Below are 12,462 nucleotides of genomic sequence, written 5' to 3' on the forward strand. Positions count from 1 at the left end.
GACCCCGTTGCGTCTTGTCTGGCTTGCGCTGGCGGTGTGGGGCACGATCCACCCGATGAGCTATTTTCTGCAGTGGTTTGGGGAAAACAGCTACGATCTGATGGCCATGGTCGATGCCTGGCATGCCAATGCGGCCACCAGCGGCCTTGTCTGGGACCTGACGATTGCAGCAGCGGCACTCACGATATGGGTGGTTGTAGAAAGCATCCAGCAGCGTCGTTGGATCGGTCTGCTGGCCATACCCGCAACCTTCGGGATCGGCGTCAGCTGCGGATTGCCGCTCTACCTGTTCCTGCGGTCGGGGTCTGATGGTCGACCCTGAATTGTCCTTCCGCGTTGAAATCCGGAATGCCAGTCCCTGAACTCGAAACACCTGCGCTCAATTTGACGGGCATCGTCTCTTTGCCCGCCTGATGGTTTTCCGAGGCAGGCACGGTGATTGCGTTAGCCCGCCGGTCTGATATGAGGCATGAGCTTTCAATCAGAGGCCCGACATGGACCATTTTCTTTACCGGGACGGCGCACTTCACGCGGAAGACGTGCCCGTGAGTGACATCGCCAAGGCGGTGGGCACGCCGTTCTACGTCTATTCGACCGCCACGCTGCTGCGGCACTTTCACCTTTTCGATGACGCGCTGGACGGCCTCGACCATCTGGTCTGCTATGCGATGAAGGCCGCCAGCAATCAGGCCATTTTGAAAACCCTCGCGCAGGCCGGCGCGGGTATGGATGTTGTCTCCGGGGGCGAATACAGGCGTGCCAAGGCCGCGGGCGTGCCCGGTGACCGCATTGTGTTCTCCGGCGTGGGCAAGACTGCCGCTGAAATCCGGCTCGCGCTCGAAGGCGGTATCCGCCAGTTCAATGTGGAATCCGAACCCGAGATGGAGGTGCTGAACGCCACCGCCGTCGCGATGGGCAAGGTTGCGCCGATCACGATTCGGGTCAATCCGGACGTGGATGCCAAGACCCATGCCAAGATTGCCACCGGCAAGTCGGAAAACAAGTTCGGCATCCCGATTGCGCGGGCGCGCGAGGTCTATGCGCTGGCGGCCTCGCTGCCCGGTCTTGAGGTGATCGGCATCGATGTGCACATCGGCAGCCAGTTGACGGATCTTGCGCCCTTTGAGCTGGCCTATCAGAAAGTCGCCGAGCTGACGGGGGTGCTGCGCGCGGATGGGCACACCATCCGCCGTCTCGATCTGGGCGGCGGGTTGGGCATTCCCTATGCGCGCGACAATCAGGCGCCGCCGCTGCCCGTGGACTATGGCGCGCTGGTCAAACGCACCCTGGGCCATCTGGGCTGCGAAATCGAGATCGAACCGGGACGGCTGATCGCCGGAAATGCCGGGCTCATGGTGTCCGAGGTGATCTACCTGAAGTCCGGCGAGGGTCGCGACTTCCTGATCATCGACGGCGCGATGAACGACCTGATCCGCCCGGCCATGTATGAAGCCTACCACGACATCATTCCCGTGACCGAACCTGCGCCGGGCGTTGAGCAGGTAAAATATGATATTGTCGGGCCGGTTTGCGAATCCGGGGACACCTTCGCCAAGCAACGCATGATGCCTCCGGTCGCCGCTGGCGCGCTTGTCGCTTTCCGGTCAGCGGGGGCTTATGGCGCCGTTATGAGCAGTGAATACAATTCCCGCCCCCTGATTCCGGAGGTTTTGGTGAATAAGGATCAATTTGCGGTTATTCGCCGACGTCCGACCTTTGACGAAATGATAAATCGCGATACCATTCCGGAATGGCTTTGACCCCGTATTCCCGGGGGCGAAGACCAACGGAGAAAAACCGATGGCGTCATTTTCCCGGAACGATGCGGACCGCGGCCTGAGAGCCGTGCGCTGGCCTTTGCGGCTGACCCGCCTGGGGATGATCGCCGAAGCTTTTGTGCAGAGCCTCTGGCCCTTGATGACGGTGTGCCTGTTTGTGCTGGGCGCACTGATGCTGGGCCTGCAGGACACGATTGCCATCGAAGCCGTCTGGGGTCTGGCCGTCCTTGCCGGTGTCAGTGCGCTGGGCGCGCTGGGGTATGCCTTCATGCGGTTCCGGCTGCCGACACGGGAGCAGGCCATTGCCCGACTGGATGCCAGCCTGCCGGGACGTCCATTGCAGGCACTGCTGGATACGCAGACGATCGGGGCGACGGATGCCGCCTCCACCGCCGTCTGGCGGGCGCATCAGGCGCGTATGGCCGCCCGCGCTGCCGAGGCCGAGCCGGTGCCCGCCGATCTGCGCGTCGCGTCCCGCGATCCTTACGCGCTGCGGTATCTCGCGGTTTTGCTCTTTGGGATCGCCCTGCTCTTTGGCTCCATTTGGCGGGTGGGATCGGTTGCGGATATGACGCCCGGGGGCGGCGGACTGGCCGCCGGTCCGGTCTGGGAGGGCTGGGCGGAAAGCCCCAGATATACCGGTCGCCCGACGATCTACCTCAATGATATTCCCGAAGGGGCGCTCCGCGTACCGGTCGGCAGCCTCATCACCCTGCGCCTTTACGGCGAAGTCGGCGCCCTGACCCTGTCGGAGACCGTCTCCGGCCGGACCGAGGTGCCACCAGCCTCCGACCCGGCGCAGGATTTCACCGTGGTGCAGGACGGCACGGTCACGATCAATGGCCCCGGGGGCCGCAGCTGGCGGGTCGAGGTTATCCCCGACAGCCCGCCCCAGATTGCCGTGCTGGAGGATCCGTCCGCCTCCGCCTTGGGGGAAACGACACTGCCGTTCGAGGCGCGTGACGACTACGGCGTTGAGGCGGGCGAGGCCCGCTTCACACTCGATCTGGCGTCGGTCACCCGTCATCACGGCCTGACCATCGCGCCAGAGACACGTCCCGATCTGATTGTGCCCCTGCCCACCCCCATCGCCGGGGACCGCCGCGCGTTCGAGGAAAACCTGATCGAGGACTTCTCGGAGCATCCCTGGGCCAATTTGCCGGTGTTCGTGCGTCTCTCCGCACTCGACGGCGCGGAACAGACCTATGAAACGGAGCCACGCGCGATGGTGCTGCCCGGGCGGCGGTTTTTTGACCCGGTGGCCGCTGCCGTGATCGAACAGCGGCGCGATCTGCTGTGGTCGCGCAAGAACAACAAGCGCATCAGCCAGATCCTGCGCGCCGCTGCTTACTTGCCCGAGGAGTTGTTCCGCAATCAGACCGATGCGCTGCGGCTGCGCAAGGTCATCCGTCAACTGGAGACCTTCGCCACCTACGGGCTCAGCGATGACATGCAGGAAGACCTCGCCCAGGAAATGTGGGATCTCGCGATCATCCTTGAAGAAGGCGATCTGGCCGATGCTGCAGAACGCATGCGCCGGGCGCAGGAGCGGCTGAACGAGGCGATCCGCAATGGCGCGTCGGATGAGGAAATTGCGGAGTTGATGCAGGAACTGCGCCGCGCCACGGACGACTATTTGCAGCAGATGATGCGGCAGGCGGAGCGCCAACGTCAGCAAAACGACGAAAACGGCGGCCCGCAAAACGAAAATACCATGACCATGACGCAGGATGACCTGCAGCGCATGATGGACCGTATTCAGGAATTGATGGAGCAGGGCCGCATGGCCGAGGCGCAGCAGGCGCTGCAAGAGCTTCAGCAGATGATGGAGAACATGCGCGTCACCCAAGGCCAGCAAGGGCAGGGCGGGCAGAGCCCCGGCGAGCAGGCGATGGAAGGTCTCTCGGAGACACTGCGTGAGCAACAAGGCCTGTCCGATCAGGCCTTCCGCGATCTGCAGGAGCAATTCAACCCCGGTGCCCAGGCGGGCGAAAGTCAAGGGAATGAAGGCCGCAGTGGTGGTCAGGGTCGGGGTCAAAGCCACGAGGGCCAATCGGGTCAAGGCGAAGGCAACGGCGAACAGCCGGGGCAGCCACAGGAACGCGGCGACGGCTCTGCGGGCGATCCGCGACCGGGTAGCGAAGGCTCCATCGCCGACCGTCAGCAGGCCTTGCGCGACGAGTTGCGCCGCCAGCAGGGCAATCTGCCCGGTGCGGGCACACCCGAAGGCGATGCTGCGCGCGATGCGCTGGACCGGGCCGGACGCGCGATGGACGGGGCCGAAGATGCCCTGCGCAACAATGATCTGGCCGAAGCCATCGACAATCAGGGCCAGGCGATGGAAGCGCTGCGTGAAGGTATGCGGGCGCTTGGCGACATGATGGCGCAACAGCAGCAGAACCAGCAACCGGGGCAAGGCACGCAGCAATCGGATCGCAGGGCGGAAAACCGTGACCCGCTGGGGCGCGAGTCCGGCAATTCCGGTGCGGATGGGGATACTGGGCCGCTGGCTTTGAACGATGATGCCTACGGGCGTGCGCGGGAGCTTCTGGATGAAATCCGGCGCCGGTCAGGTGAAACAGCGCGCCCCGAAGAGGAGCGCAATTATCTCAAGCGTCTCTTGGACCGCTTCTGAACCTCGCGCTCTACTGACTGCTGGAGGCTGCGGCGGCATCAAGCCACCCCAGCACGTCCTCAGCCTTGCCATCAAGCCACATCCGCCACTGATCCACCATTCCGACATAGGCGCTGAGCCACGGATCAGCTTGCGGTACGGCTTTGGCCAGTTCTGGCGCAAAAGCGTAGACCAGAGCGAGGATGGCGGCGAGCAGGACCACCACGACAAATCCACGTCCAAAACTGCGCTTTTCCTGAACTTCGACCTGGGCGGTTTGTCCGGCGTCTTCGCCCGGCGATCTGTCGTTGTTGGACCGCAGGGTAGAGTTGATTTCCTCGATGTTCGGCAACAGGTCGCGGCGCGCGCCGGAAACGGCAGTGGCCTCCACAACGGGCAGCGATGGCGGTTCACCCCGCATGCGTGCCATACGGTCGCGGGTTTCGCCTGCACGCTTGCGCGCCTCGTCACTGCCTTCCGCCTCTGTCAGGCCAAGATCAGGCTGACTTTCCATGCTTCCGGCGGTTTCGTTCTCGCGGGCTTTTTTCTCAAGCTCTGCCTCTTCCCGCAACACGTCGGCCACCGCCGGGTCCAGCGGTTTGCGCGACCGCGCTGCTGGCGTCTCTTCCTGCTCGGGTTCGGCCTCTGGTTCAGGTTCGGGATCCGCTGGGCTCTCTTCTTCGGCAGTCGCAGGCTCCTCAACGACGGGTACCGTTTCGGGCTCCGGCTCCGGGGGTGCGTCTGCGTCTGAGACAGTCTCTTTGGTCTCGGCAGCCGGCTTGCCTGCGGCGTCTTCATTGTCCTGTTCCGCATTAGGATGCGCCTGAAACCACATCTGCCCACAATTGGAGCACTGCACGTCGCGCCCCTCGGGCGGCATCACGTCATCGGGGACTTCGTATTGCGCATCGCAATTCGGACAGATCAGGCGCATGTCAGGTCCTGCTTCATAATGACCCCAGTTCGATTATTGTTTTTCTGCACCATATTGACATCGCACCCGTGCGAAAAGCGTTAACTGCGCACAAAGCTTGCAAGTGATGCATTGAAACCAGATCGCTGCTGGGGCACAACAGCGCAACAAAAAAGGGGGCCGCGTGATCGAGCTGGAAAATGTCGCCTACAGCTACGGGGGCGGCGCGCTACTATCTGAGATTTCGCTCAAGCTGGCGCCGGGTTCTTTCCATTTTCTGACCGGTCCCTCGGGCGCGGGTAAAACCACCCTGCTCAAGCTGTGCTATGGCGCATTGTTGCCGACCCATGGCGACGTGACGCTGTTCGGCGAGGATGTCTCGCGGCTGGAACGCGACGACATCGCGCTGGTGCGTCGGCGCATGGGGGTCGTGCATCAGGATTGCCGGTTTCTGGATCATCTGACGGTTTCGGAAAACATCGCACTGCCGCTGACGGCGTCCGGACGTCCTGCAAGTGCCGGACAGGATGATCTGACCGAACTGATGGCCTGGGTCGGGCTGACCCACCGTGCCGATGCTGTGCCGCCGGAGCTGTCAGGGGGAGAGCGCCAGCGCGCCGCCCTGGCCCGCGCGGTGATCATGTCGCCGGATGTGGTTCTTGCCGATGAGCCCACCGGCAACGTGGACTGGGAAATGTCGCAGCGGTTGCTGCGGCTACTGGTCGAGTTGAACAAGATGGGCAAGACCGTTCTGATCGCCACCCATGACCTCAGTCTGATCCGGGCCGCCAAGAGCCAGATCCAGGCACGGGTGTTGCGCATCGCAAATGGCCGCCTGCAGCTCGCCGGTGCGGACCTGTGACGGTGTCCCGCATCGATCTCAAACGTCTCATTCTCGGAGACAAACAGGCCGACCGCGTGGTGCCGCCCTCGGGTTTCACGGCGCAGCTGACGATTTTTGCAGCCGCCGCGATGGCTTTTCTGGCTGTCTTCGCCATGGCCCTTTCGCTGGCCTCCGGGCGTCTCGCGGCCCGCTGGGGGAATGAGCTCGCACAGTCGTCGACCATCCGGATCGTGGCGCCGCTGGATCAGCGGCAGGCCCAGACCGATGCAGCCTTGCGCATTCTCGAAACAACAGCGGGCGTGGCCTATGCCCGCGCCCTGGACGATGCCGAGCAACAGGCGCTGCTGGCGCCCTGGTTCGGTGCAGACCTCGACTTGCAGGCGCTTCCGGTGCCGCAGTTGATTGAAGTGATCGAAGAAGACACTGGTTTTGACGCTGCCGGGCTGCGGCTGAGACTGGCGGCGGAGGTGCCGGGCGCCGTTCTCGATGATCACAGCAGGTGGCGTGCACCGCTGGTGGCTGCCGCCAACAGGTTGCGCCTTCTGGGGTGGATTTCCGCTGTGCTTCTGGGGGCCAGCGTGGCGGTCATGGTGACCCTGGCCGCGAACACCGCGCTGGCGGCAAATGCGCAGGTCATCGCGGTGCTGCGCCTGGTAGGGGCCACGGATCGCTACATCGCGCAGGCGTTCATTCGCCGCTTTACCCTGCGCGCCTTCGGCGGCGCAATCATCGGCATCGCGCTCGCCATGGCGGCGGTTTCCTTTCTGCCCAAGGCCTCTGACACGGCCGGTTTCCTGACAGGTCTCGGATTTCAGGGCTGGCACTGGTTTTTGCCGTTCCTGATCCCTGTGCTGTCGGCGCTCGTTGCCTTTGTCGCGACCGGCACCGCGGCTAAGCGCGCTTTGAAAAGGTTGGCCTGATGATTCAGTATATTCGATCGGTTATTTTCATCACACAGATGTACATTGCCATGCCCATCGTCGGTCTGGGCTTTGCGCCCTGGGCGATGTTCAGCCGCCGGGGGGCGTATGCGGCGTGTAAAACCTACTCGCGCTATGTGTTCTGGACCGCGCGGTGGATGGTCGGCATGCGCTGCGAAGTGCGGGGCACCGTCCCGCAGGGCGAAGCGCTGATCGCAGCCAAGCACCAGTCCTTTCTGGACATCATGATGATCTTCACGGCACTGCCCGCCGCCAAATTCATTATGAAGAAGGAAATCCTGATGACGCCCATCATCGGACAATACGCCAAGCGGCTGGGGTGTGTCGCGGTGGATCGCGGCAAGCGCGGTGCGGCGATTGACAAGATGGTGTCAGACGTGAACGCAGGCCGAGCAGAGCCGGGGCAGCTGATCATCTATTCGCAGGGCACACGTGTCGCGCCGGGTGCGAAACTGCCCTATAAGGTCGGTACTGCCGTGCTCTACGGCCAGTTGGGTCAGCCGTGCGTGCCCGTTGCAACGAATGTTGGTGTTCTGTGGCCGAAACGCGGGATGTTGCGGAAACCCGGTGTCGCCGTGGTGGAATTCCTGCCCGCGATAGAGCCGGGCCAGACGCGGGACGCCTTTATGAGCACATTGGAAACCATGGTGGAAGAAAAGTCCGATGCCTTGATGGCGGAAGCGGGGTTCACATATGACGGACACAGTCACGCGGATTGACACGCTTGAGGCGCTGTTGGCGCTTTATGGCACGCCGGGCGCGGCATCGCTGCGCAAGGTCGCGCATACCATGACGCCGCTCTACCGGAAATGGATCATGTCCTCAAAGCTCTGCGTGCTCAGCACCGTGGGCCCGGAGGGGACGGATGGCAGCCCGCGCGGGGATGACGGGCCCGTGGTTCAGGAGATCGACCCGGGCACGCTGGCCCTGCCGGACTGGCGCGGCAACAACCGGTTGGATTCGCTGCGTAACATCGTAGCGGATGGCCGGGTTTCGCTGATGTTTATCGTGCCGGGATCAAACAACGTGGTCCGGGTGAACGGCCGCGCGTCACTGACCGCCGATGCGGATATGCGCGCGCGTTTCGAAAGGAAGGGCCGGTGCCCCACCACCGTCATCATCGTCGAGATCAAAGAGATCTATACACAATGCGCGCGGGCCTTGATGCGGGCAGGGATTTGGTCCGCGACGGATGCGCATGCCCATCTGCCCACCGTGGGCGACATACTGGCTGAAGTCAGTGAGGGCGAAGAGGGCGGCAGGGCCTATGACGATGCCTGGGGCGCCCGCGCGGCCCGCACGATGTGGTAAAACTCCCCATCTTTGAACGGAAGATGCCCCATTTAGGCCATTTTTGCGGTGTGCAGTCGCCTTGAGGCACTGAAGCAACGAGAAAAAGAGGCGATCATGGATCTGGGCAATGATTTCGTGAACGGAGTGCTTGCGCACGCATACTCCACAGTTACCGCTCCGCTGGATCCGGCGAACCGCATATTCGCCCTGTATATTCTGACGTCACTGGTCTTTGCCTTCTGCATCTACCTCGCGGCCAGAAAGCGAAACGAGGAGACGGAAGGCACCTTTCTCAAGTTCCTCTTTCCGAAAAAGGTGTGGGATCACCCGTCGGCATGGTTGGATCTGCGCTACTTCTTTTTTCACAACATGATCGGTCATTTCATGATGGTTGGTCTTGCGGCCTGGATGTCGACGCTGACCTTCGGGTGGATCACCGGCGGTCAGTCGCTGCTTGACCTGTCGCGGGAAAACACATTGTCCACGATGTCCAATATCGGTCTTGCCTTCCTGTTCATGATCATCGCAACTCTCGTCATCGATTTTATTGCCTTCCTCACGCACTACGTGCAGCATAAATCTCCGCTGCTTTGGCAGTTTCACAAAGTGCACCACAGCGCAGAAGTGATGCATCCGATCTCCAACTTTCGCGAACACCCCATTGACAATCTGTTTTATTCGCTGACCTTCGGCGTAGGCTACGGCGCGACCATTGCGGGTGCCATGATCCTCTTTGGATTTGTCCCCAATGTTCCGTCCCTGTTGGGTGTGCCGTTGCTGGGGTTCCTCTTTAACCTTGCGGGATACAACTTGCGTCACTCGCACATCTGGTTGCGCTGGCCCGGAAAGCTGTCGATGATCTTCCCCTCACCGGCACACCATCATGTGCACCACAGCTGCCACCCCGATCATATCGACAAGAACTTTGCATTCATCTTTCCAATCTGGGACGTGATTTTCAAAACCTACCACATGCCCGAGGACAACCGCGATGTGAAGTTTGGCATCGGCGAGGAAGACACCGGTGAAATGACCACCTGCCTGCGGCTCTACACCATACCCTTCCGCGATGCTTTCCGGCTGGTGCGACGTATGTTCGGCCGCCGTGGGGCGGGCGAAGTGGAACAGCCTGTATCATCCGTGACCCCGGCGGAGTGATCTGCACATATCTCAAGTAAAAAGGGCAAGATCGCATTCCGATCCTGCCCGTTGCTGTCGAACTGAAAACCCAGCCTCACATGTGGATCGGACCGTCTCCGCAGGCCAGGGCAGCCTCGCGGACCGCCTCTGAATAGGTCGGGTGCGCGTGGCATGTCATCGCCAGATCCTCGGCGGAGGCCCCGAATTCCATGGCGACACAAATCTCGTGGATCAGATCGCCTGCCGCCGGGCCGATGATGTGGGCCCCCAGAATGCGGTCCGTGTCCTTATCCGCCAGAATTTTGACAAAGCCGTCCCCGGCAAAGTTTGCCTTGGCGCGCCCATTCCCCATGAACGAGAATTTGCCGACCTTGTAATCGCGCCCTTGCTCTTTCAGCTCTTCTTCGGTCGCGCCCACATTGGCCACCTCCGGATGCGTGTAGATGACACCGGGGATCACGCCGTAGTTCACATGCCCATGTTTACCCGCGACCTGTTCGGCTGCAGCCATGCCCTCGTCCTCGGCCTTATGGGCCAGCATCGGGCCTTCGATCACGTCGCCAATGGCGTAGATGCCGGGCACGTTGGTCTCCCACTTGCCGTTCACCGCGATCTGGCCGCGCTCCGTCATTTTGATGCCAACCGTATCAAGGCCAAGCCCCTCGGTGTAAGGCTTGCGACCGGTTGCGACCAGCACGACATCGGCATCAATCACGTGTTCACTGTCGTCCTTGCGCAGTTTGTAGGTCACCTTTGCCTTGGTTTTCATGGCTTCGGTCTTTTGCACCGCGGCGCCCATGACAAAGGTCAGACCCTGCTTTTTCAACGTGCGCTGGAAGGTTTTCTGGATTTCGGCATCCATGCCCGGCGTGACGACATCCAGGAATTCCACGACCGTCACTTCTGACCCCAGACGCGCATAGACCGACCCCAGTTCCAGCCCGATCACACCGGCCCCGATCACCACCAGCTTTTTCGGCACCTTGCCGAGCTCCAGCGCGCCAGTGGAGGTCACCACTACCTTTTCGTCGACCTCGACACCCGGCAGGGAGGCTGGCTCAGAGCCTGAAGCGATGATGATGTTCTTAGTTTCATGCACGTCATCGCCCACTTTGACCTTGCCCGCCTCGGGGATCGACGCCCAGCCCTTGAGCCAGTCCACCTTGTTCTTCTTGAACAGAAATTCGATGCCGCTGGTGTTCTGGCCGATGGTCTTTTCCTTGTATGCCATCATCTGTTTCCAGTCGACCGACGGGCTTTTGCCCTTCAGCCCCATGGCGGCGAAGTTATGCTCTGCTTCATGCAGCATATGGCTCGCATGCAGCAATGCTTTCGACGGGATGCAGCCCACGTTCAGACAGGTGCCGCCCAGTGTCTCGCGCCCCTCGACACAGGCCACCTTCAGCCCCAGTTGCGCGCAGCGGATGGCGCAGACATAGCCGCCGGGGCCGGAGCCGATGATGATCACGTCGTAGTTAGCCATGGGTCAGATCCTTTGATTTGGAACGTCGGTGTTGTCTCGGCGCACCGCCGGTGAGGCAATGATGACCGTGTCAGGTTTCAGAATGCGTCCCGCCATAGTTGCCCCGCCTAGACCAAAGCTGCAAGCAGCATCAGGGTTGTGGCGCCGAGGCCAACGAACCAGATCACCGACCGCCAGGGCACCCAGCCGAAGGCGTAGGCGGGGACATAGAGGACGCGCGCGGCCAGATAAATCCACGCGCAGGCACGGGTGAGGGGGGAGGACTGGTCACCCAGCGTGACCACCAGCACGGCGATGGTGAAGAGGATCAGCGCCTCGAAATGGTTGCTCAACGCCCGGTAAAGCCGGGCAGTGCGCGGCGACAGCCGGTCGACCAGATCGCCGCCCAGGGTGTCGCGGTCGCGCGGGCTAAGGGTTTCGCCCGGGGCGAGCTCAATATTAGCAGGCACCGCCATCAACACGAATTGCCCCACCTGCAACAGGGCAGCCAACGCCAGGACGGTCAGCTCCACCGTCATGTGCCGAGCGCTTTCGCAATGGCGCGGGCCTTGGCGCGCATGCTGAGGCCCCGTGCACTCGGATGCGGGACCGCGTGATGTGCAATGCTGAAACGGGTGCACGCATGGCTGGCGACTTGTCCTAGGGCCACAACCGGACGGCCCGCCACCTCGTGCCGGGTGATGGCGTCGAAACTCGCCTCCACATCGCTGGCGGGCACCGTGGCGGAACGGCTGGCGGGCAACAGGTGAAACGCATGGGTGAGATAGACCGCGCCCCGCGCCAGACCGGCCAGTCCGAGCGCCAGATCGAGCACCCGGTTGAACAGCATCTGCGGCAGCATGCCGAGGCGTTTGAGTGTGTCGCGATGCGCGCGCGCCGTTGGGGCATCGAGCCAGTTGTAGCTGATCAGCACCCGGCCCGCCGGGTTGCCGCAGGTCAGGTGGTAGGGCGTGATATAGTCGCCCTCGACCCCCGCATCGGCATAGGTGTCATACCCTGGCCGCGTAAAGCTGCGCCGGGCGGCGATCAGACGGGTCCGCTCCTCGGGGGCGAGCATCGGCTCAAAGCGCCAGCAGGTAGAGGGCGGTGGTGGCCACGATCCCCACCGTCCAGGCGAGGCTGCGCAGGCCGACGATTCCGAAGGCGTAGGAGGGCAGGTAGATCAGGCGGGCGATCAGAAAGGCCTGCGCAGCCAGCAGGGTTTCGTTGGTGCTGCTGTCGGTGACGTAGATGAGCAGAACGGCCGGGGCAAAGAGCACCATGGCAGTGACAGAGTTGTTAAGCGCCCGTTCCAGCCGCCCGGCGATGCCTTTGACGGTGCGGTTCTCATCGCGGGAGCCCAGCAGGTAGCCCATGCCGAGCTGTGTAAGACCGCCGGTGGCCTGCAGGATCAGCGTCAGGATGACCAGAAGGCCGTAGAGGGCGAGGATTTGGATTTCGGTCACGACGGGTCTCC

13 protein-coding genes are annotated in these 12,462 nt (G+C 62.3%); 8 read left to right on the forward strand and 5 right to left on the reverse strand.

Annotated elements, in window-relative coordinates; translation table 11 throughout:
* Positions 1 to 7: 7 nt before the first annotated feature.
* The 3 genes from ISX84_RS17750 (at position 8) to ISX84_RS17760 (ending at position 4,413) form a co-directional block, all read left to right on the forward strand.
* The gene (locus ISX84_RS17750) at positions 8 to 322 is read left to right on the forward strand and encodes a DUF2834 domain-containing protein (RefSeq protein WP_195821816.1); all 315 of its coding nucleotides are present in this window, start codon (positions 8 to 10) and stop codon (positions 320 to 322) included.
* Positions 323 to 494: 172 nt separating this feature from the next.
* Positions 495 to 1,760, forward strand: coding sequence for a diaminopimelate decarboxylase (gene lysA, locus ISX84_RS17755; RefSeq protein ID WP_195821719.1), 1,266 nt, complete (start codon positions 495 to 497; stop codon positions 1,758 to 1,760).
* Between the two features lie 40 nt (positions 1,761 to 1,800).
* Positions 1,801 to 4,413: a TIGR02302 family protein gene (locus ISX84_RS17760; RefSeq protein WP_195821720.1), complete on the forward strand. Its 2,613-nt coding sequence runs from the start codon at positions 1,801 to 1,803 to the stop codon at positions 4,411 to 4,413.
* A gap of 10 nt (positions 4,414 to 4,423) precedes the next feature.
* On the opposite strand, the gene ISX84_RS17765 is transcribed toward ISX84_RS17760, so the two are convergent.
* On the reverse strand, positions 4,424 to 5,326 hold the full coding sequence (locus ISX84_RS17765) for a zinc-ribbon domain-containing protein (protein ID WP_195821721.1): 903 nt from the start codon (positions 5,324 to 5,326) through the stop codon (positions 4,424 to 4,426).
* A 163-nt stretch (positions 5,327 to 5,489) separates the two neighbouring features.
* Here ISX84_RS17765 and ISX84_RS17770 point away from each other — a divergent pair, with 163 nt between their 5' ends.
* The 5 genes from ISX84_RS17770 (at position 5,490) to ISX84_RS17790 (ending at position 9,541) form a co-directional block, all read left to right on the forward strand.
* Positions 5,490 to 6,167: a cell division ATP-binding protein FtsE gene (locus ISX84_RS17770; protein ID WP_195821722.1), complete on the forward strand. Its 678-nt coding sequence runs from the start codon at positions 5,490 to 5,492 to the stop codon at positions 6,165 to 6,167.
* On the forward strand, positions 6,164 to 7,069 hold the full coding sequence (locus ISX84_RS17775; protein WP_412071580.1) for a cell division protein FtsX: 906 nt from the start codon (positions 6,164 to 6,166) through the stop codon (positions 7,067 to 7,069). Before ISX84_RS17770 ends, ISX84_RS17775 begins: the two co-directional genes overlap by 4 nt.
* Entirely contained in the window at positions 7,069 to 7,809 is a 741-nt protein-coding gene (locus ISX84_RS17780; RefSeq protein WP_195821723.1) for a lysophospholipid acyltransferase family protein, read from the forward strand. The genes ISX84_RS17775 and ISX84_RS17780 overlap by 1 nt, the downstream gene beginning before the upstream one ends.
* Complete coding sequence (locus ISX84_RS17785) at positions 7,784 to 8,401, forward strand: pyridoxamine 5'-phosphate oxidase family protein (RefSeq protein WP_195821724.1); 618 nt, start codon at positions 7,784 to 7,786, stop codon at positions 8,399 to 8,401. The genes ISX84_RS17780 and ISX84_RS17785 overlap by 26 nt, the downstream gene beginning before the upstream one ends.
* A gap of 96 nt (positions 8,402 to 8,497) precedes the next feature.
* Positions 8,498 to 9,541 carry a sterol desaturase family protein gene (locus ISX84_RS17790; RefSeq protein WP_195821725.1) on the forward strand — a complete coding sequence of 348 codons (1,044 nt, stop codon included), beginning with the start codon at positions 8,498 to 8,500 and terminating at the stop codon, positions 9,539 to 9,541.
* Positions 9,542 to 9,617: 76 nt separating this feature from the next.
* Here ISX84_RS17790 and lpdA read toward each other — a convergent pair whose 3' ends face one another.
* The 4 genes from lpdA to ISX84_RS17810 all read right to left on the reverse strand — a co-directional run bounded on the left by lpdA (position 9,618) and on the right by ISX84_RS17810 (position 12,451).
* The gene (gene lpdA / locus ISX84_RS17795) at positions 9,618 to 11,006 is read right to left on the reverse strand and encodes a dihydrolipoyl dehydrogenase (RefSeq protein ID WP_195821726.1); all 1,389 of its coding nucleotides are present in this window, start codon (positions 11,004 to 11,006) and stop codon (positions 9,618 to 9,620) included.
* A gap of 107 nt (positions 11,007 to 11,113) precedes the next feature.
* Positions 11,114 to 11,524 (reverse strand): MAPEG family protein, encoded by a 411-nt coding sequence (locus ISX84_RS17800; RefSeq protein ID WP_195821727.1) that lies wholly within the window; start codon positions 11,522 to 11,524, stop codon positions 11,114 to 11,116.
* On the reverse strand, positions 11,521 to 12,063 hold the full coding sequence (locus tag ISX84_RS17805) for a hypothetical protein (protein ID WP_195821728.1): 543 nt from the start codon (positions 12,061 to 12,063) through the stop codon (positions 11,521 to 11,523). The genes ISX84_RS17800 and ISX84_RS17805 overlap by 4 nt, the downstream gene beginning before the upstream one ends.
* A 4-nt stretch (positions 12,064 to 12,067) precedes the next feature.
* On the reverse strand, positions 12,068 to 12,451 hold the full coding sequence (locus tag ISX84_RS17810) for an MAPEG family protein (RefSeq protein ID WP_195821729.1): 384 nt from the start codon (positions 12,449 to 12,451) through the stop codon (positions 12,068 to 12,070).
* Positions 12,452 to 12,462 lie beyond the last annotated feature (11 nt).

This window comes from Roseobacter sp. MH60115 (genome assembly GCF_015644665.1).
Taxonomy (GTDB): domain Bacteria; phylum Pseudomonadota; class Alphaproteobacteria; order Rhodobacterales; family Rhodobacteraceae; genus Roseobacter.

Coding starts and splice junctions, on each gene's coding strand:
- ISX84_RS17765 (WP_195821721.1), bottom strand. CDS start 5,326: ATGCGCCTGATCTGTCCGAATTGCGATGCGCAATACGAAGTCCCCGAT.
- ISX84_RS17800 (WP_195821727.1), bottom strand. CDS start 11,524: ATGACGGTGGAGCTGACCGTCCTGGCGTTGGCTGCCCTGTTGCAGGTG.
- lysA (WP_195821719.1), top strand. CDS start 495: ATGGACCATTTTCTTTACCGGGACGGCGCACTTCACGCGGAAGACGTG.
- ISX84_RS17785 (WP_195821724.1), top strand. CDS start 7,784: ATGACGGACACAGTCACGCGGATTGACACGCTTGAGGCGCTGTTGGCG.
- lpdA (WP_195821726.1), bottom strand. CDS start 11,006: ATGGCTAACTACGACGTGATCATCATCGGCTCCGGCCCCGGCGGCTAT.
- ISX84_RS17780 (WP_195821723.1), top strand. CDS start 7,069: ATGATTCAGTATATTCGATCGGTTATTTTCATCACACAGATGTACATT.
- ISX84_RS17805 (WP_195821728.1), bottom strand. CDS start 12,063: ATGCTCGCCCCCGAGGAGCGGACCCGTCTGATCGCCGCCCGGCGCAGC.
- ISX84_RS17760 (WP_195821720.1), top strand. CDS start 1,801: ATGGCGTCATTTTCCCGGAACGATGCGGACCGCGGCCTGAGAGCCGTG.
- ISX84_RS17790 (WP_195821725.1), top strand. CDS start 8,498: ATGGATCTGGGCAATGATTTCGTGAACGGAGTGCTTGCGCACGCATAC.